The sequence below is a fragment of the Anthropogastromicrobium aceti genome, assembly GCF_020687335.1.
GTDB lineage: Bacteria > Bacillota > Clostridia > Lachnospirales > Lachnospiraceae > Anthropogastromicrobium > Anthropogastromicrobium aceti.
Genome location: NZ_JAJEQN010000005.1, coordinates 72,456 through 92,902, shown reverse-complemented (window position 1 = coordinate 92,902; position 20,447 = coordinate 72,456). Strand labels below are relative to the sequence as shown.

The 20,447-nt window shown below is 41.5% G+C and carries 19 protein-coding genes; 2 read left to right on the top strand and 17 right to left on the bottom strand.

Features of this window, described 5'->3' with window-relative positions; all coding sequences use genetic code 11:
• Positions 1 to 159 precede the first annotated feature (159 nt).
• The 12 genes from LKD48_RS03085 to LKD48_RS03030 form a co-directional block, all read right to left on the bottom strand.
• Positions 160 to 1,359, bottom strand: a complete 1,200-nt coding sequence (locus LKD48_RS03085) for a replication initiator protein A (RefSeq protein WP_308731156.1) — start codon at positions 1,357 to 1,359, stop codon at positions 160 to 162.
• Positions 1,359 to 2,246 carry a ParB/RepB/Spo0J family partition protein gene (locus LKD48_RS03080; protein WP_308731155.1) on the bottom strand — a complete coding sequence of 296 codons (888 nt, stop codon included), beginning with the start codon at positions 2,244 to 2,246 and terminating at the stop codon, positions 1,359 to 1,361. Before LKD48_RS03080 ends, LKD48_RS03085 begins: the two co-directional genes overlap by 1 nt.
• Complete coding sequence (locus tag LKD48_RS03075) at positions 2,239 to 3,036, bottom strand: ParA family protein (RefSeq protein WP_308731154.1); 798 nt, start codon at positions 3,034 to 3,036, stop codon at positions 2,239 to 2,241. The genes LKD48_RS03080 and LKD48_RS03075 overlap by 8 nt, the downstream gene beginning before the upstream one ends.
• Before the next feature lie 198 nt (positions 3,037 to 3,234).
• Entirely contained in the window at positions 3,235 to 3,708 is a 474-nt protein-coding gene (locus tag LKD48_RS03070; RefSeq protein WP_308731153.1) for a DUF6075 family protein, read from the bottom strand.
• 212 nt (positions 3,709 to 3,920) lie between these two features.
• The gene (lysS, locus tag LKD48_RS03065) at positions 3,921 to 5,825 is read right to left on the bottom strand and encodes a lysine--tRNA ligase (RefSeq protein WP_308731152.1); all 1,905 of its coding nucleotides are present in this window, start codon (positions 5,823 to 5,825) and stop codon (positions 3,921 to 3,923) included.
• An 18-nt stretch (positions 5,826 to 5,843) separates the two neighbouring features.
• On the bottom strand, positions 5,844 to 6,320 hold the full coding sequence (gene greA, locus LKD48_RS03060; RefSeq protein WP_308731151.1) for a transcription elongation factor GreA: 477 nt from the start codon (positions 6,318 to 6,320) through the stop codon (positions 5,844 to 5,846).
• Between the two features lie 98 nt (positions 6,321 to 6,418).
• Positions 6,419 to 7,390: a tRNA dihydrouridine synthase DusB gene (gene dusB / locus LKD48_RS03055; protein ID WP_066556958.1), complete on the bottom strand. Its 972-nt coding sequence runs from the start codon at positions 7,388 to 7,390 to the stop codon at positions 6,419 to 6,421.
• Positions 7,387 to 7,737, bottom strand: a complete 351-nt coding sequence (locus LKD48_RS03050) for a DUF6145 family protein (protein WP_066556959.1) — start codon at positions 7,735 to 7,737, stop codon at positions 7,387 to 7,389. Before LKD48_RS03050 ends, dusB begins: the two co-directional genes overlap by 4 nt.
• A 79-nt stretch (positions 7,738 to 7,816) precedes the next feature.
• A complete protein-coding gene (locus tag LKD48_RS03045; RefSeq protein ID WP_308731150.1) occupies positions 7,817 to 8,797 on the bottom strand; it encodes a biotin--[acetyl-CoA-carboxylase] ligase in 981 nt (326 codons plus the stop codon).
• Positions 8,794 to 9,078, bottom strand: a complete 285-nt coding sequence (locus LKD48_RS03040) for a DUF6637 family protein (protein ID WP_308731148.1) — start codon at positions 9,076 to 9,078, stop codon at positions 8,794 to 8,796. The genes LKD48_RS03045 and LKD48_RS03040 overlap by 4 nt, the downstream gene beginning before the upstream one ends.
• A gap of 19 nt (positions 9,079 to 9,097) precedes the next feature.
• Positions 9,098 to 10,081 (bottom strand): ornithine carbamoyltransferase, encoded by a 984-nt coding sequence (gene argF, locus LKD48_RS03035; RefSeq protein WP_308731147.1) that lies wholly within the window; start codon positions 10,079 to 10,081, stop codon positions 9,098 to 9,100.
• Between the two features lie 103 nt (positions 10,082 to 10,184).
• The gene (locus LKD48_RS03030; RefSeq protein ID WP_066556968.1) at positions 10,185 to 10,769 is read right to left on the bottom strand and encodes a DUF5662 family protein; all 585 of its coding nucleotides are present in this window, start codon (positions 10,767 to 10,769) and stop codon (positions 10,185 to 10,187) included.
• A 182-nt stretch (positions 10,770 to 10,951) separates the two neighbouring features.
• Here LKD48_RS03030 and LKD48_RS03025 point away from each other — a divergent pair, with 182 nt between their 5' ends.
• A complete protein-coding gene (locus tag LKD48_RS03025; RefSeq protein WP_066556971.1) occupies positions 10,952 to 13,390 on the top strand; it encodes a glycoside hydrolase family 94 protein in 2,439 nt (812 codons plus the stop codon).
• Between the two features lie 93 nt (positions 13,391 to 13,483).
• Positions 13,484 to 13,834, top strand: a complete 351-nt coding sequence (locus tag LKD48_RS03020) for a TIGR04086 family membrane protein (protein ID WP_066556973.1) — start codon at positions 13,484 to 13,486, stop codon at positions 13,832 to 13,834.
• A 2-nt stretch (positions 13,835 to 13,836) separates the two neighbouring features.
• On the opposite strand, the gene LKD48_RS03015 is transcribed toward LKD48_RS03020, so the two are convergent.
• The 5 genes from LKD48_RS03015 to aroE form a co-directional block, all read right to left on the bottom strand.
• Complete coding sequence (locus tag LKD48_RS03015) at positions 13,837 to 16,380, bottom strand: transglutaminase domain-containing protein (RefSeq protein WP_308731146.1); 2,544 nt, start codon at positions 16,378 to 16,380, stop codon at positions 13,837 to 13,839.
• A gap of 57 nt (positions 16,381 to 16,437) precedes the next feature.
• Positions 16,438 to 17,538, bottom strand: coding sequence for a DUF58 domain-containing protein (locus LKD48_RS03010; protein ID WP_227102382.1), 1,101 nt, complete (start codon positions 17,536 to 17,538; stop codon positions 16,438 to 16,440).
• 68 nt (positions 17,539 to 17,606) lie between these two features.
• On the bottom strand, positions 17,607 to 18,551 hold the full coding sequence (locus tag LKD48_RS03005; RefSeq protein ID WP_066556979.1) for an AAA family ATPase: 945 nt from the start codon (positions 18,549 to 18,551) through the stop codon (positions 17,607 to 17,609).
• Positions 18,552 to 18,571: 20 nt separating this feature from the next.
• A complete protein-coding gene (locus LKD48_RS03000; protein WP_227102381.1) occupies positions 18,572 to 19,348 on the bottom strand; it encodes a hypothetical protein in 777 nt (258 codons plus the stop codon).
• Between the two features lie 27 nt (positions 19,349 to 19,375).
• Positions 19,376 to 20,272, bottom strand: a complete 897-nt coding sequence (aroE, locus tag LKD48_RS02995) for a shikimate dehydrogenase (RefSeq protein ID WP_066557021.1) — start codon at positions 20,270 to 20,272, stop codon at positions 19,376 to 19,378.
• Between the last annotated feature and the right edge of the window lie 175 nt (positions 20,273 to 20,447).

Here is a 20,447-nt window from a genome sequence, read left to right as displayed (position 1 = left end):
CCTCCCATGTTGTTGATCTGCCCTATATGGGCAGAAAAAGAGCCGCCAAACATGATTTGACCGCTCTTTTCGTGATTTTGTATTCAGTTTTCACTTCTGGACAATTTGTCCAGAAGTTTATCAATAACCTAATCTTCTGCTATACTTAACCATTTCTTATCAGCATACTTCTTGCACATCAGAATCTGCGTAATGCCGTATTTCCTGCTGATAATAGTGATCAATAGTGCTTGGTGCATTAAAAAGTGCAACAAGCAGATAGGCTTTTATGTTTGCTATTTTTGTAGTTATATTTTTTATGCAATCCATGACGTACATGACATGATTACTTGTTAACCGCAAAAACTTGGATCTCACATAGTCACAAGAGTATACATAACCGCTAATTTTGATAGTCTCACTTTTTGTACAAACCACATCGCAGATAATGACAAACAACTCCTTTAGCAGATCCTTATCCATATATGCTACATCATTAGTCATATAAAAGTCATAATCCAGATTCTTTTTGATTTGCTGTATGTAGGCATCAGTATTACCAATCGTATCTATCTCATCATTACAAGCCTGATCTGCCTGACTAGATAGATTAGATTGATAAGATTGATTGATATAGTTATAACTCTGATTGTTATAGTTATTATTGTTATAATTAGTGGCAAGGTTTTTAACCTCCAGAGGTAAAGATTCTTTTCCACCAGAAGTTAATGTTTTTTCATTCCAGAAGTTAAAATCTTTTACTTCTGGGAGTTCACTTTTTTTACTTATGCCCGAATTAACGCCTACATTGGGTGAAATTTGCTCTTTTTCTTTAAAAATCTCCCCAGTTTCGACCATCTCTAAACCGTATGCTTCATTATTGAAGTTAAAATCTTTTACTTCTGGAAGTTCATCTTGTTTACCCTCACTAGTAATATTCCCATTACTCATTACAGGCTTATTTTCTTCAAATGTGTCCGCAGCATCGGAGCTTTCTTCATCTTGTTCCTGACTATCTTCAAGCACAGCAAAATTTTTTACATAGATAATATCTGGCTTTCCTAACCCTTTTCTTTTTCGTTCAATCAGACCAAATGAATCCAATTCCTTCATAATTTTCACACATGTAGGTTTTGAACAATTAATATCTTCCATCACATTACTGATGGAATAAATAATATATGCTCTATTCTCATTATCCAACCAGTGATTCTTCATTGAAAGTGCCATTCTGTCTAACATAAGTCCATACAAAAGCTTTGCATCACTGGACAAGCCTTTAAAATGCTGATCTTTTATTAGCAATCTCGGAATCCGATAGAATGAAAACTGTTCCGATTGTACTCCATAATAATAATCAAACTTTAATCCTTCTTCCATCACTGTATGTCCTCCTGTGTCTTCTTCCATTCCTCTAACAGATGAAGAATAATGCTTTCCATCTCCTCGCTACTGTAACGATCATCAAAGTACTGGCTGAGCTTATCCATCTTCAACGTAAATTTTCTTTTATGAACATTTTTCTCCTCCAGAATTAGCCTTACCACTGTCGATGTCAGCTCATTCTTCTTCTCATACTCTTTCAACTTTGCTGACTGTCCCATGCTTACTGTGCACTTACTTCGTTCAATCGCATCCGCCACAATCTGCTGCGACTTCTTAGACAGAAACGACAGATCTACTCCCTGTGAAAATCCCAGTCTTTTCTCATCTACCATCTGGAGCATCTGGTCTGACAATCTGGATAACCAGATATATCTCTGCACTTTCTTTGAATTTTCTCCGGCAGCTTCCCCCACCTGATCAAGTGTACTCTTTCCAGATTTCTTTCCCTGATGCTTCAATGCCTCATATTTGAGCGCATATGCCTTTGCTTTTTCGCTTGGCAAAATAGTTTCACGCTGAATGTTGGAGTCCACCATCATGATTGTTGCTTCATCGTCTGAATAATCACGGACGATAACTGGCATTTCTGTCTTTCCTGCAAGCTCTGATCCATGCTTTCTGCGATGTCCAGCGATCAGCTCATATCCTCCCTCAGCTCTTGGTCTTACAATACCCGGAATCAGCACACCATGCTCTCGGATACTTTCTGCAAGTTCTTCCATTTCCTTATCATCATTAACATGAAAAGGATGATTTTTAAACGTGTGCAGCTCACTTAATGTCACATTCACAATCTGATCAGATGCTGCTGGCGCTTTCGCGCCAAACAACTCGTCATAACTGCTCAATTTTACCTTTAATGCACTTGCGTTTTTACTCATTTCCTAATACCTCCTCCGTTAAAGGCTGATAAGCCTTTGCTACCTTTCCATTTGGATCATGCTTATAAATACTTGTTCCTTCTGCCGATATCTCTGCGGCTCGTACCGACATCGGAATGCTGCTGTTAAAGATCCTTACTCTACTACCATAGTTCTCGATCAGCAATTTACTGATATCCCTTGCATAAGTGGTGCGGCTGTCAACCATGGTCATCAGAATGCCCTCTATTTCCAGTCTAGGATTGATTTGACGTTTTACCTTGCCAATTGTCTTAATCAGCTGTTCTAATCCTTTTACTGGCAAATATGCAGCTTGCACAGGAATCAGAATACTATCTGCCGCCGCTACTGCGTTAATCGTGAGCATTCCAAGTGACGGCATACAGTCAATCAAAATATAATCATATCTGCTGCGCTGCTCTTCTATATAAGAACGAAGCACAGTTTCTCTGCTCATTACATTTACCAGTGATACCTCAATGCCTGACAGCTCAATATTTCCCGGCATCAGATCAACGCCTTCCTCGTGTCTTAAAATACCATACTCTACATCCATTTCTTTTTCATTGATAATGTTGCCCATTACATTTGCAAGCGTAATATCAAGCTTGTCAGGCTCTCTGTAGCCAAGACTTGCCGTCAAACTTCCCTGCGCATCAGCATCAATAAGCAGCACTCTCTTTCCCTGTCTTGCCAGTCCAATTCCAAGGTTACTTGTTGTCGTTGTCTTTCCTACGCCACCCTTCTGATTTGCAATCGCGATGACGCGGCAATTATTCTGTTCACCCATGATCAATTCTCCTTTATCTCTTTATTGCTCTGTAGTTTTTCTTGTATTTATTTCCATATAACATCTGTAATACCTTGTTGTGCCCTTATTGGTATACAGATCTGATGTTTCTAAAACCTTAACTTGAAGATGGTTCTTCATAAGTTTTTGAAACCACTCAATATCCCCCTTTGTTCCCATTAATCTTATTTTCAACACTCAGTCTGATCCTCCTATTAAATCGTACCGCTTGCGATCATAGTATGTATACTCAGGATAGCGGATCTGAATTGCCTGCCAGAAGAATGGTGCATATGCACAGCAAAATAATTCTTCCACCGCATACTGTTTGCATTCTCGCAGCTGCCATTCTATCTCATCTGTATCTTCATCTACACTCGGTGTACCATTACAATAAAGGTTAAATGCCATTCTAACCACTTTCATGCTTCCACTGGTCTGCCAACTTGCCTGTAAGCATTCCGGTCTAACACAGCCTGTTTCAAAGCTGTAAATACTGTCAATGTGCTTTCTTGTATCACTGTTAATGCCAAGGCAATAGCAAAGTGCCATATGGTACTCATCCTGATACCGTACTTCTTTTAACTTTTCGTAATAGAATTTCTCATGGGCCTCACTAATAAATATAATTCCATCTTTTAACTTGCTTGCACCTAACGCTGTACTGTTCATATTGAATTTCTCCTTATACTATATTTTTTTAACCACAACACAAAAAGGACACCTTTCCCAAAAATGCATTTAGGAAAAGTGTCCTCATATACGAATATGAACTTTCTCAAGTGAGATTTTAATTTAAAATCGCTTATTACGACTTATTAAAGCCGACAAATTTGTCGTACTCTTGTCGTACTGTACAACTTAAGGTACAAAAAATTATATTTTTAATAGAGCTTTGCACCTGCCGGGATTCTGTTATTTACCATCAGAAGGTTCAGTCCTTCATGACCATCTTCCTCGTGTACTGCTGAGATCAGCATACCCTCGGAATCAATTCCCATCATCTTTCTCGGCGGCAGATTTACGATAGCGATTGCTGTCTTACCAACCAGTTCTTCCGGCTCGTAATACTCATGAATACCGCTTAAAATCACGCGATCCTTACGTTCTCCATCGTCTAATGTGAACTTAAGAAGCTTCTTTGACTTCGGTACTGCTTCACATGCCAGGATCTTAACTGCACGGAAATCTGATTTTGCAAATGTCTCAAAATCAACCATTTCCTTGAAGATTGGCTCGATCTTTACGTTGGAAAAATCGACCTTTTCTTCTGCCTTTGGAGCCTCCTCAACTGGCTTTGCAGCCTTCTTATCGGAGTCGAGTGACTTCATTGTCGGAAACAGGAGAACATCTCTTATTGCTGCTGAATCTGTTAACAGCATTACAAGACGGTCGATACCATATCCGATACCACCTGTCGGCGGCATACCTACTTCCAGTGCGTTCAGGAAGTCTTCATCGGTATGGTTTGCTTCCTCATCACCAGCATCAGCTGCTGCATCCTGTGCTTTGAAACGCTCTCTCTGGTCAATCGGATCGTTTAACTCAGAATATGCGTTACACATCTCCCAAGTATTGATATACAGCTCAAAACGCTCTACCTTGTTAGGATCGGACGGCTTCTTCTTTGTAAGCGGAGAAATTTCAATCGGATGATCCATAATGAATGTCGGCTGAATAAGCTTATCCTCACAGTACTCCTCGAAGAACATGTTGATGATATCGCCTCTCTTATGACGTGCCTCATATTCAATCTTATGCTGATCAGCTAATGCCTTTGCTTCCTCATCAGTCTTAACCTGATCAAAATCGATGCCGGCATACTGCTTGATAGCATCAATCATAGTAAGACGTGCAAATGGCTTGCCAAGATCAATCGGTGTTCCATTATAAGAAATCAATGTGCTGCCGCATACCTTTTCAGCCAGATAACGGAACATGCTCTCAGTCAGCTCCATCATACCTTCATAATCTGTGTATGCCTGATACAGCTCCATCAGAGTAAACTCTGGGTTATGACGTGTATCAACACCCTCATTACGGAATACTCGACCAATCTCATATACTCGCTCAAGTCCGCCAACGATCAATCTCTTTAAGTACAGCTCAAGAGAAATACGAAGCTTTACATCCTCATCAAGTGCATTGTAATGAGTTTCAAATGGTCTGGCAGCTGCACCACCTGCATTAGAAACAAGCATTGGTGTCTCTACCTCCATGAAATCTCTTCCATCGAGGAAATTACGGATTTCCTTGATAATCTTAGAACGCTTAATAAAGGTATCCTTTACCTCTGGGTTCATGATCAGATCGACATAACGCTGACGATAACGGATATCGGTATTCGTCAGGCCATGGAATTTCTCCGGAAGAATCTGAAGACTCTTAGAAAGCAATGTAATCTCAGCAACATGTACAGACTTCTCACCTGTTTTTGTGGTGAATGGTGTACCCTTGATACCTACGATATCACCGATATCCATTTTCTTAAATGCCTTATATGCATCCTCTCCAATGCTGTCTCTTGCCACATAGCACTGAATATTGCCGTCTCTGTCCTGAATATTGCAGAAAGATGCCTTTCCCATAACACGCTTGCTCATCATACGGCCTGCGATGGAAACATCCTTTCCTTCAAACTGCTCGTAATTGTCCTTAATCTGCTGTGTATGTGCAGTTACATCATACTTTGTGATGGTAAAGGGATCATTTCCCTGCTCCTGCAGCTCAGCAAGCTTCTCGCGGCGTACCTTAAGAAGCTGATTAATGTCCTGATTATTATCCGCCATCGTATAAAACTCCTATCTTTAATATCTCTTTACGTCTAATACCTGATACTTTACTTCATTGCCCATGAATTCTACTTTAATGATGTCGCCTCTCTTTTTGCCAATCATTGCCTTTCCAAGAGGAGACTCATTGGAAATCTTGAACTCAAGACTGTTCACCTCTGCGGAACCAACGATAGAAAACTCCATCTCCTCGCCAGACTCCAGATCCTTTAAGGTAACTGCTGAACCAAGGTTTGCAACATTGTGGTCAATATCATCATCAGAAATAACAACTGCATTCTTGATCAGGTTTTCCAGTTCCTCAATCTTTGCCTCGTTGTCACGCTGCTCGTCTCTAGCTGCATCGTACTCAGCGTTCTCGGAAAGGTCACCCTGCTCACGTGCCTCTTTGATCTTATCTGCAATCTCCTTACGAATGATCACTTTACGCTCGTGTAACTCGTCTTCCAGCTTTTTCAGACCTTCGACGGTCATCATTTTCTTTTCTGCCATGACTGTAACCATGCCTTTCTACGGCCTGCCTGCAGGCTCATTAATATTATTGATTTCATACTTTAACTTAAAGAAACGACAAAAGAACCTTCTGTCGCTCAAATTATTATATCGGAAACAGCAAACCTTGTCAACAGACTTTTTAGCTCCTCATAGGTAGTAATTTGATTAACCTCCTGGCGGAGTTTGGAAGATCCCGGATACCCTGCCGTGTACCACGCAACCTGCTTTCTCATCTGCAGCATTCCCATATGCTCACCTACATATTCTATCTGCATTGATGCATGACGAAGAATCATCTGACATACTTCTTTGTAGGTTGGACGCGGACTAATTGGCTGTCCTTCAAATGATTCCTTTAATTCTCTAAAGATCCATGGATTTCCCTTAGCTGCACGCGCCACCATAATTCCGTCACAGCCGGTTTCCTCCATCATTTTCTTTGCTGATGATGCATCTGTGATATCACCATTTCCGATAACAGGAATTTTAACCGCTTCTTTTACCTGGCGAATGATCTCCCAATCTGCCTTTCCACTGTAATACTGCTGTCTTGTCCGTCCATGAACTGCAACTGCTGCTGCACCGCTTTCCTGTGCAATTCTTGCAATCTCAACGGCATTTACGCTTGATTCATCCCATCCACGGCGAATCTTCACCGTTACAGGCTTTTTTACCGCTTTTGCCATAGCTTCTATAACTTTTCCGGCAAGAATTGGATCCTTCATGAGTGCCGAGCCCTCATGATTATTGACAACCTTTGGAACTGGGCATCCCATATTTAAATCAATTATATCATATGGGCCTTCCTCTAGTTTTTTTGCCATATCCGCCAGAAGCTCTGGCTCACTTCCAAACAGCTGCACGGCAAGCGGATGCTCACCATCTTCTGTTTCTAAAATTGGCTCTGTATTTTTGTTGTGATATGACAATGCCTTTGCACTGACCATCTCCGTATATAAAAGTCCACAGCCCATTTCCCTGCAAAGACGACGAAATGGCAGGTCAGTTACCCCCGCCATCGGCCCTAACGCAACAGGATGGGAAATTTCTACTGTTCCTATCCTCATAAAATTTCTTTTCCTGCCTCTTCTACTGTTTTATTCAAAAACATCACGCGATAGTACATCTCAAGCGATGACATTAATTCACGCTTTTGTCTTTGTAACTGATGCAGCTTTAATCCTGCACCAATATCATCATAATAATAATCCATATCATCTGCCGTTGTCTTCATAATCAGTGTTCCGTCCGGCTCAAACTCAAGCGTCAAAATGCCGCCTATGTCTTCGGTAAACCAGACACACATGATTTGAAGTTCCTGCTTAACAGCATCCGGCAGTGCTGAAAATTCCTGATTCAGATAGTATTTCTGATCGTATGAATTTGCTCCGCAGAGCACTACATTTTGTTCCATGGTGTTCCTCTTTGTGCTTTCTTTTAATTTCATGAAACGCCCACTCGGTGAAGTGGCTTTGCTCAGTAACAATGCATACTTATACGTACCCGTAAATGCCTCTCACAGATACCTCTCCCGCGATGACTTCCTCGACTTTTCCATCTTCGCGCTGTACAAGGAGTGCGCCGTCCTCTTTTATTCCAAGACAAATTCCCTGCCAGGCGCCTGACGGTGCCAGCACATTAACGCGATTATCCTTATTTGCCAGGCGGCTTTCATACTCAGCCTTTAAATTTTTCAGACTCTCTGCGCTTACAAATTGTTCATATAAAACTTCAAATTCTTCGAGAACCTTTGCCAGAAGTTCATTTCGAAGAAGCGTTTTTCCTGTCACAAGTTTTAACGAAGTTGCAGTGTTTTGAATTTCCTTTGGAAAATCGGTCATCTGGACATTTATGCCAATTCCTACAATCACATAATGAATCTGATCCATATCAGCACTCATCTCTGTTAAAATGCCGCAAAGCTTTTTTCCCTGATAGACAATATCATTTGGCCACTTGATCTGTGTTTTGATGCCGGCATATCCATCAATTGCACGGCTTACTGCAAGCGCCGCAACTAATGTAAGCATGGATGCGTTTTCCGGCTGAATCTGTGGACGAAGCAGAAGAGAAAACGCAAGTGCACTTCCCTTTGGTGTCTCCCAATGTCTTCCAAGACGGCCTTTTCCTGCCTCCTGCGCATTAGCCACAGCAACGCTTCCATTAGGTGCGCCCTGCTCTCCTGCAAGCTTTAATCTTGTATTTGTAGAATCGGTGACATCATAGACCATGAGATTTTTGCCAAGCCATTTTGTATTAATACGGCTTGCACAGCTCTCCTTAGTCAAAATATCCGGTTCTTTTTTCAGGCTGTACCCTTTATTTCGCACTGCCTCTATCTCGTATCCGTCCTCTTCTAAGCTCTTCATTACTTTCCACACTGCTGTTCTTGAAACATTCAGGTAATCTGAAAGCTCCTGACCGGATAAAAAACCTTCTGTGCTTTGCAAAAGCTCCAATAATTTCTGTTTCACAGACTGCCTCCCAAAATTGTTAATATACTCGCCGTCAGAAAGCTCACCATAAATGTAGCGCCTATCAGATACAATATGCCGCCTGCCAGATGGCTTTTGCCCTCACCTATAGTTCGGATTCCTCTTGCTAAAAACAAAAGTGCTGCCGCTGCAAATGCGATAATAAAGAAATACTCATAATGTTTCCAATCCAGCACCAGAATCACAGCTGATATGACGATCAATAATGACATAAAAATCTCTGTCAGCGCGAATCCCCATCTTTTGCGTCTGTGTTCCATAGCGTAACAAAACCTCCGGTTAAATGGTTGCTGCAATCACAGCTTTAATCGTATGCATACGGTTTTCTGCCTCATCAAATACAATTGACTGGCTGCTCTCGAATACTTCATCTGTCACTTCCATCTCAGTCAATCCAAACTTTTCTGAGATTTCTTTTCCTATTCCTGTATTTAAATCATGGAATGCTGGAAGACAATGCATAAATACAGCACCCTCTGCTGCATTATCCATAGCTGCCTTATTTACCTGATATGGAAGTAAATCGTGGATACGCTCCTCCCATACTGCAGCCGGCTCGCCCATGGATACCCATACGTCAGTATAAATGACATCTGCACCTGTCGTTCCTGCCTTAACATCCTCTGTCAATGTAACAGAACCACCACTTTCCCTTGCAAATGCTTTACACTGCTCAACTAGGCTTTCATCTGGGAAATATTTCTTATTAGTGCATGCAGTAAAATGAAGTCCCATCTTGCTGCAGGCGATCATTAGGGAATTACCCATGTTGTATCTGGCATCGCCCATATAAGTAAAATGAATGCCTTTTAAATAACCAAAACGCTCGCGGATTGTTAAAAGATCTGCTAACATCTGAGTTGGATGAAATTCATTTGTTAAGCCATTCCAAACCGGCACTGATGAATATTTTGCCAATTCCTCGACAATTGCCTGGCCATAACCACGATATTCAATTCCATCGTACATGCGGCTTAACACTCTTGCTGTATCTGCAATGCTTTCCTTTTTTCCAATCTGAGAACCTGACGGATCCAGATAAGTTACGCCAATCCCAAGATCATGTGCTGCTACCTCGAAGGAACAGCGTGTTCTTGTGCTTGTCTTTTCAAAAATCAGCGCAATATTTTTTCCACGAAAAGTATCAACCAAAATACCTTTTTTCTTCTTATCCTTTAAGTCTGCCGCCAGATCAAGCAGGTAAGTAATCTCCTCTGGTGTATAGTCAAGCAGTTTTAAAAAATCTCTTCCTTTTAAATTCATCGCAAACCTCATTTCTGCTGCGGCTGCAGCGGCTGTCTTGTAAAGCTGACATTCATCATTAGTATAAATTTTCAAAACATAATTGTCAAGAAAAAAGGATATATTAGTCTAATACCAGTTTCCCATTTACTACATGATAATCACGATAACGGTGGCGAAGCAACTTTTTTCTCATATACGAAAACGTGTACGCTTCTCCTTTTGCTGCTGTCATCTTTAACAGGTATTCCAGCAGGAAACGAGTTTCATCATTCATCACATAAACATCCTTTGCACGTGCATAATATTCCCATGCACTGCGGCATGTATAATTTTCCTTCTGGTAATTACGGCTTGCACTGATTCTGTCAATTACCATCTCTGCAACAAAGCGCTTTGGCATCTTAGCTCCTATAAAACCATCTTTAGGATTGACAGCGTAATCGATCCAATATTCAAAATGATGGCGGTTGCGTCCCTTATGATGCAGCCAGCCCTGTGAATATCCTTTTTCTTCTTTTTCGCGATTGATCGGACTTCTTTTTCCGCCCTCATAATATTTCACACCCGCAAAAAACTCAATTGGCGCATATTTTGACAGATCATGCTTCAGACCCTGACTGATCAGACCTACCCTAATACAGTCTCTTGTGACTAGCCATTTGTGATGATTGATCGTGTGAAGATGTCCTAAAAATTGTTTTATCATGCTTGCTCCTTCCAAAATTTTCGCTGCTGCTCACTATTTAGGCTATGAACTGCAGCCTTTTTGAAAATTTTTACGAAAACGTTTTCGTTTCCTCTTGATTTTTTATTTTTTTTCTACTATACTGATTGTAACAGGGTTTTACTGCTCGAAATTTTGAATAACCCGAAGAAAAGGAGGTTGCTATGAAATACGGATATTTCGATGACAGCTCCAGAGAGTATGTCATTACCACCCCAAAAACCCCTCTGCCATGGATTAATTACCTTGGCTGTGAGGATTTCTTCTCTATTAAGTCCAACACAAGTGGCGGCTATTGCTTCTATAAGGATGCAAAGTTGCTGCGACTTACACGTTATCGTTACAATAATGTTCCTTTTGATGATGGCGGTCATTATTTCTACATAAAGGACGGCGATACCGTTTGGAATCCAGGTTGGCAGCCTGTACAGACTGAGCTTGACAGCTATGAGTGCCGTCACGGCATGGGCTACAGCATTTTTACAGGTGTTAAAAACGGCCTGAAGGCACAAGTTACTTCTTTCGTTCCGATGGGCTATACCTGTGAAGTCAACAAGTTAACTTTAACCAATGAGTCCGACACTGTCAAGAATTTTTCTGTATTTTCTTATGTTGAATTTTGCCTGTGGAATGCCATGGATGATATGACAAATTTCCAAAGAAACTTCAGCACTGGTGAGGTTGAGGTCATGGGTTCTGTCATCATTCACAAGACCGAGTATCGTGAACGCCGCAGACATTATGCCATCTTTGGTGTAAACACACCTATAAACGGCTTTGATACTGACCGTGACAGCTTCCTTGGCGCTTACCGTGGTTATCATAACCCTCAGGTTGTCGAAGATGGAAAATCTAAAAACTCTATGGCAAGCGGATGGGCTCCGATTGGAAGTCACCAGATTACCCTTTCATTACAGCCTGGCGAAACAAAAACTTATATTTACGTATTAGGCTATTGTGAGAATCCTGCTGATCAGAAATGGGAATCACAGGGCGTTGTAAACAAGGCTCCTGCTAAAGCTCTTATGGAAGCATTTGCAACAGAAGCACAGGCGGATGCAGCTCTTGATCACTTAAAGGAATACTGGAGCCAGCTGTTAGGCAAGTTCCATGTTGAATCTGACTATACAGAGATGAACCGCATGGTTAATGTATGGAATCAGTACCAGTGTATGGTTACATTCAATATGTCCCGCTCTGCTTCTTACTTTGAATCAGGAATTGGCCGTGGCATGGGATTTCGTGATTCCTGCCAGGATTTATTTGGCTTCGTCCATCTGATCCCTGAAAAGGCAAGACAGCGTATCATTGACATTGCTTCCACTCAGATGGAAGACGGAAGTGCTTACCATCAGTATCAGCCGCTGACAAAGCGCGGCAACTCTGATATTGGAAGCGGCTTTAATGATGACCCGTTATGGCTGATTGCTGCTGTAGCGGCTTACATCAAGGAAACAGGCGACTATTCTATTCTTGAGGAGTCTGTTCCTTTTGATAACAAGGAAGAGACTGCAGTTCCTTTAATGGAGCATCTGCGCCGTTCCTTCAATTTTACAGTTACACACCGCGGACCACATAAGCTTCCGTTAATTGGACGTGCTGACTGGAATGACTGTCTGAACTTAAACTGCTTCTCATCTGAACCTGGCGAATCCTTCCAGACAAGCGGACCTTCTGAGGGACCAGTTGCAGAATCTGTATTTATTGCAGCCATGTTTGTCAAGTATGGAAAAGAATACGCTATGCTTTGTCAAAGACAGGGATTAGACAAGGAAGCTGACGATGCACTGGCACAGGTAGACGATATGTATCAGACAATTCTTACCGCTGGCTGGGACGGCGAATGGTTTGTCCGTGCTTATGATGCTTACGAGAATAAGGTTGGTTCTCATGAGTGTGAGGATGGCAAGATCTTTATTGAACCACAGGGCTTTTGTGTACTTGCTGGCGTTGGCATTAAAGAAGGCCATGCAAATAAGGCACTTGCCAGCGTAGAAAAGATTCTTGATACAAAATATGGCATTGTCTTACTGCAGCCAGCTTACAAGGATTATCATCTTGAACTTGGTGAGGTTTCCTCTTATCCGCCGGGATATAAGGAAAATGCTGGTATCTTCTGCCACAACAATCCTTGGATCTCTATCGCTGAGACATGCGTTGGTCATGGAAACCGCGCGTTTGATGTATACCGCAAGATCTGCCCGGCGTATATTGAAAATATCAGTGAGATCCATCGCACCGAACCTTATGTATATTCTCAGATGATCGCTGGTAAGGATGCGAAAAACTTTGGTGAGGCAAAGAACAGCTGGCTGACTGGAACTGCTGCCTGGACGTTCTTGAATGTTTCTCAGGCAATCCTTGGCATACAGCCAGATTATGACGGACTTGTCGTTGATCCATGTATTCCATCTGAGTTGTCCGGCTTTACCATTACTAGAAAGTTCCGTGATGTTACATACACCATTGAGGTTCAAAATCCAAACAAGAGCCAGAAGGGTATCTCAAAGCTTATTGTTGACGGTGTCACAGTTGATGGAAACCAGATTCCGTATGATGCTTCTAAGAAACAGGTTCATGTTGTTGCTGTACTTGATGCATAATACCACAATCTCATTTGTTTTTTAAATAGTCTTAGACATAAAGAAAAGCCTCTTTGAATACATGTTAGTAAACATGTTCAAAGAGGCTTTTTCATGCGCTCAAAACTTATTCCTGTAATTCGCACACTTCTTCTTTCATTTCTGATTAGTATAATCATTCTTTGCCTGATGGCACTTCTTATGTGGAAGCTCTCACTGTCGGACGGTCAGGTAAAGACTGGACTTTATCTGTCCTACCTTCTCTCCTGCCTGTTCGGCGGTTTTTGCTTTGGACACATCTTTCCTAAAAGGCGCATTCTCTGGGGACTTTGCTTTGGAATCGGGTATTTCGTTCTACTCGCACTCGTCTGTGTTGTTGTCGCAAAGGCTACTTTGTCGTACCCCGCCTTTCTTGTTCTTGGCCTTTGCTGCCTCGGAGGATGCGCTGGATCATTCTTTAGTTAGTCTTAGCAGAAGCATCTTCCATAGCGATACCACATACGTTTAAGGCGGCTCTGACGCGCTGTCGCATCTGATGCCATATCACGATACAGCTGTGCCGTCTCATCGCGCAGCTCTGTTCCGTAGGCATGATTGCTAAAGGTGAGTTCCTGCAAAAGATCCTGAAGCCACATCAGTTTTTCCTGTGTTATTGTCGGGAATGATTCCTGAAGCGCTGCTGCATCAGCTGCTATACTGATTTTCTCAAGGTTTTCTGCTTCACACAGCGCATCCATTCTGGAAAGAGCATATAATAATGCTTCTTTTGGCTCACCCTTTAAATGCTGTTCCTGACGCTTTAAACGCATCTTTCTCTGATAGATCATTCCAAAGATGATAAGCGCAATAAATAAAATACAGCAAAGCACAATCAAAATCACATGCATTAGAAGCTTGAAAAAGTGATCATCCTTAGAATTATCTGTATTATTCTGATTATTAGGATCGCTCTGACTTTGCTGCTGATTCGGTGCTGTTGGCTGATTTTGCTCTGATGGCTTAGCCGGTTCTGATGGCTGCTCATTTTCTGCTGTTGTCTCTGGCGTAGTTTCAAAGATTCCCTCTACTGTTGCCTGAGGCTCCTCTACCTGTGTCTCTGGTTCTGCCGGATTTGTTGCATTTTCAAGCTGATCGGAACTAATAGTAGAATCCTGTCCGTCGTTTGAATCAGCTAAATCTGCCTCATCTATAAAGCCTGGTGTTACCTCGATTGGAATCCAGCCAACACCCTTTACATAAATCTCAGCCCAGGCATGCGCTGCCTCATCCATAATGGCCTGTGCACCATTTCCTGATTCCAAATCGCGCACCAGATATCCTTCTACATAGCGCGCCGGGATTCCATAAAGCCTGAATAAAAGTACTGCTGCTGATGCAAAATGTGTACATACACCCTGCTTATTTTCATACAGGAAATATTCTACATAATCATTTCCACGCGGAGTTGAGCCTGGTGTCTTTGTATAAGAGGCATGCGCTTCAAGCGTTGATCGCACAAATGACACACAATCTGCAATTGATGTAAATTTCTTTCCTGAATATTCTTCATAGAAGGAATCAAGTCCCTTTGTTGGCAGTGACAGATAGACTGAATCTGCAAAGGCGCGGTAAGACGCATCTTGTGTTTCGTATGAGCCTGCCGTCTCAAGCTTTTGAATATTTGAAAGACGCTGCGTATTCATATAGTACATAGAAAAGATCTCTCTATCTGTTTCCTGCTTTGGATACGCATCAAATGGCTCCCCCGCTGTAAAATCAACAAGACTTGTACCATACGGAATGTACGAGAAGGCACTGTTTGCATCTACGTCTGAAATAACAAGATCTCGTCTGGCAACGGATTCATCACCACTATTATAGAGACTTTCCAAAACCTGATAATACTGACTGCTTAAGCTTATCAGATCCATACCCGTTGCAAGTCCCTCTTCGTTTTGCTTATCACTAAGCTCGCGCCAGCCGCTGCCCGTATAATTGCTTCCTACGTAGCCTCGAATATAAAGCGGTGCCTTTAAATCACTCGAAATATCTAAATACAAATGCGTCTCATTATAATCGCGCACCTCTTTTACATTACTAAGCTTACCGCCGTGGACGCCGCTGCTTCGAATAATATCAACAGGAAGCCAATCCCACTCACCTCTAGTCACCTTCTTCCAGAAGGTCTCCAGACTCTTTAACAGATCTCCGTTTCGAATATCTTCACGTATCTGGCTTTGTGCTTCATATCCATCTGTAAATGCAGGTCCTAACATAAAACGGCTCACTGGAAGAAGCAGCAAGAACAAAGCGGCAATTACAACAGATGTCTGCCACCTAAGCATTCCAAATGCGCTATTGCTCATCTTTACTGTAACTGTTCTCACACTAAGACTCTCACGATAACGGCTGTACTGCAGAGAAAACATACCTATCAGCACAAACAGCATCATTAAAAATGATGGCATTGCCGGAAGCTCTCCAACTGCAAGCGCAAGAATAAAGATTACTCCAAATAATAGCGCTGTCACCCTTCCATCTAATGAACGAATCGTTCCAAGCGATAAAATTGCTCCAATTAAAAATGTTGCAAACAACAGCGTAATCAAATAAGAGGCTGCTGAAACTGGCTCAATAGCTGCAAGTGAAACTTTTGTACCATAATACTCATTTATATATCCTGCATAACTGTTATAGAATCCCAACAATCCACTAAAAATACTGTTGTGAAATACAATTCCTGCTAACAGATAAATGCCAAATAAGACCGGCCATGTAATCATGCGGCTGATTGGGAGTTCCCAGGCTGCTGTTATAAGAAGGCCGATCACAATCGTTCCCACCACAAGCAGCACATAATTTAGCTCAATCTCATAGGTAAGCGCAAGTCCAAGCACCACACCAAGCATTCCTATTAAAAAATAGATAATGCGCAGCAGCAAAAACAATCGCTCATGAAACTTGCCGTGAGTCCGGATTCGGTCAGCCTGAACAACCTGCTCGACCAGAATGCCCTTCTCTTCGTTTTCCATGAAGTTCCTCCTTCGTTGCAAATTAAATATACAATTTAATTATGACAGTTAATTTTATCATATCTCAATCAATTCATGAATCTCGTTAATTGTAAGAATTGATTTTCTTGTACCATCTGATGACAAAAAGTCACCTAATTGTTCATCTTTATTCGTATCCATACAGCTTATTGCAATCATACGGTACAGCGGTGTACTGCGGCTGCTTTTATACTCCTCCCAGTACAGCTTGTCAGTTCTTTTTGCACTGACAAGAAGCTTACTCATAACAGCTGTAATGTCATCCATTCCTTTAATCAGATGTTCTTCAAATGCACCTCCACCATCCTGTGAATACCAGATCATGCGATGATGACACTCGTTAAAACAAAGTGCCGCTGAAAGTGAATAACAAAGATCATATACCGACTGAATCTCCTCTATTGTCTGATAACGAAGATCCAGAAAAATTCCAACTGAATCACTGATTGGCCTTGACAGTTCCTTAATCATCATCTGATCAAGGCGGGCTGTCATCTTCCAATGAACTCTTGACATTTTGTCGCCCTGACGAAATTCGCGGATCTGATAAATTTCAGCAGGATCATCTCCTGCATTATGCTTATCGTACTCCTCGCTGTCACTGTCAAAATTACGGCAGGCATCTGTCACAGCGACTTGAAGATCAAGAAGATGAGGCATTACAACACACTCTGCCTGAGCAGAAATTGTTTTTTTTCTCTGAAATAATCTCAGATAATCGAAGACTACAATTCGCTCAAATGAAATTTTAATCACACCACAATATGTGGAACAAAATGTAAATGGAACAGTTACTGATGTTTTTGCCGGTGCACGCAGATTGATATCATAGGATTCCTTTTCTCCATCTAATGTATTGCTGACATTTACTCTTACAGACGCATCTGTTATCGGAAACCAGCCATTATTATGAAAACGAATAGGAATTTCTATTTTTTCTTCACAATCTGCCACCTGCTGTCCATTTCCAATTGTTACCTTAACGTTTTTTTTGTGATACCAGGTAAGTGCAAATAATGCTATTGGAAGCAGCAGCTCAAACGCCAGAAATACTCCAGGAACAGGACTTTCATACATCAGTGCAATATATGATGTGATTATAACCAGAAGAATATAGACTATTTTTCTTCCCCACATAAAAACTCTCCTTTCAGGAAAAAGCAAACAAAGGCCTTATAGAACATGCTCCTACAAGGCCTGTCTTTTTATTTTGCCTTTGGCTGAGGGATCAGCTTTAAGATCTGCTCAAGAATGCCTTCTGCTGTTAATCCGCCCACCTTTGCCTTTGTATTTAAAATCAGACGATGCGCACATACATCAGTAAATACAGCAGCCACATCTGCTGGAACTACATAATCGCGCTCCTGAAGGTACGCATGTGCACTTGCCATATTAATCAGCGCCAGCGTTCCTCTTGGGCTAACGCCAAGTGTCAAATACTGATGCTTTCTGGTCGCATTGACAAGATCTGTCGTATACTGATAGATCAGATCATGAATAAATACCTTCTCGACCTCTTTCTTCATCTCAAGAATATCTTCAACGGTGAGAGATGCTGGAATATCATCTACAGAATATTCCTTTTTGCTCTTCATCATAGAAATTTCATCTGCCTGACTTGGATAGCCCAAAGACATACGAACCATGAAACGGTCAAGCTGAGACTCCGGCAACAGCTGTGTACCAGAAGATCCTGTAGGGTTCTCTGTTGCAATTACCATAAATGGTTGCGGCACTTCTCTTTTTACTGCATCAATTGTGACAGTGCCTTCTTCCATAACCTCAAGCAGTGCAGACTGTGTCTTTGGTGATGTACGGTTAATCTCATCTGCAAGAAACAGATTACACATAACAGCTCCTGGATAATACACAAACTTTCCAGTATCCTTCTGATACATATGATAACCACACACATCAGACGGAAGCACGTCTGGTGTAAACTGCATACGCTTTTGTTTTAAGGACAATGCTTTTGAGAATGCCAGCGCCAGCGTTGTCTTTCCTACACCAGGAATATCCTCCATCAGTATATGACCGCCTGCAAGCATCGTACACATAAGCTTATTCAGACTCTCATCCTTACCCTTGATTACCTTTTTTATATCATCAATTGCCTGCCAAACTTTCTTTACGTTTTGTATATTCTCCATGTTTCCTCTCATTCCTTGTCTTATGCCTCATCTGCCTGTGATTCTGCATCATAAACAGTATCACTGACAGATTCTGACGTATTTTCTTCAGATGATTTTTCAGATGATGGAACAGATGTCTTTCCATCCAGCATATCCTTTAAGTTCTTTAGTGCCTCATCCTTTACGCATGCTTCCTGGTATCTTGTATTTACATTTGCAACCAGTTCACGCACGGACTCCCATCCGGCAACCTCCTGCAGATAAGCTGCGATCTCGCCATCCTTCGCATTCTTATCAATATACAGGCTTCCATCCTTATTCTGACAAATATAAAGTCGAATCATAGATGGTGCCTTCGTGTCAATTCCAATAAACTTTATCTCATAATATACATATGCTATATAAGTATTATCAGCAATACCTGGAACTGTATAGCAGATAATGTTCTCATAGGACTCAACATATTCACACTGCTTTTTAAGTGCTTCCTCACTAAATTCTGTATCCTGCACAACAATCTGCTTAAGATCCTTGACATCTGCCTTTTTTACTGCATCAAAATACTTCTGTACCAGTTCTTTTACTTCCGGCACGCCGTCCTTTTCTAAGGATTGAATCTGATTGTTATTATTGTTTTGATTTTCTGTAACATCAACAACCGTCTGGATTTCCTGACGATCTTTGTTGCCTTTTCTGCTCGTAATCAAAATAACTGCCACAATCAGCGCAGCTGCTACCAGAATAATGACAAAGTATGGAAGAATCCTTCTGACCACACCTGGTTTTTTCTTTCTCTTAAAATTATTTTTTGCCATAATTCCTTCCTATTCTGCCATCTTGCGTTACTGCGCTGTACGCAGACGCGCCTCAGGCTCATCAAAATATCGTTCTTTCACCAGTTCAACTGGCATCTGCTTTCCTGTCCACAATGTAAATGCCTCTGCACCCTGATACAGCAACATATATAACCCATTAAAACAGCTGCAGCCCTGACTCTTAGCAATTCCCATCAGCTTTGTCTCTCTTGGATTATAGATTACATCTGATACTATTAAATCTGGATGGAAGAAATCTGCTGATGTAATCAGACTTCTATCTGTATCTGGTGCCATGCCTACATTTGTGCCATTTGTCAAAATACGACTTGTCAAAAGCTCTTTTTTAATCACAGACTCATCTGAATAATCAAATAAATTAATCTTACATGCTGTCTGCTTTGTCAGCTGATTAATCACCTGCCTTGCATGCTCTGTCGATTTTCCCGGACGACAAAATACAGAAATCTCCCGCACACCATCAAGTGCTGCCTGAACAAGAATAGATGTTGCTGCGCCTCCTGCTCCAAGAAGAGTCATTTTCTCACCCTTGATCGAAAATCCTGCTTCTTTTACGGCTCTCATATAGCCTGTTCCATCCGTATTGTATCCCATAAGCTTTCCATTTTCATTCACAACCGTATTCACAGAGCCTGTAATCGACGCTGCTGGCGAAAGCACATCACAAAGCTGTGCCATCTTAGACTTATTTGGCATAGTACAGTTCCAACCTTTTGCTCCCAAACTTACAAGACCGTCTACGGCACCGCTAAGACCTTCAATGCCAACATCAAAACAAAGATAGACATAATTAATTCCTAACTCCTGAAATGATGTGTTGTGCATCATCGGTGATTTGCTGTGTCCCACCGGACTTCCAAGCAGACCGGTAAGGCCTGTCTTTCCATTTATTATCATAGACATATCCTTTCCTGATACCTTTTGCAGCAGTTTTTTACTGTCATTTCTTGTCACCACCAAAATGACATAAACTGACCAAGCTCCTATATACTTTAATACGAATCTGTAAAATATGCAAGCTTTTTATCTCTTTTGCCACACGCGACACTTTATTTTGTGCAAAATTACCATGATATGG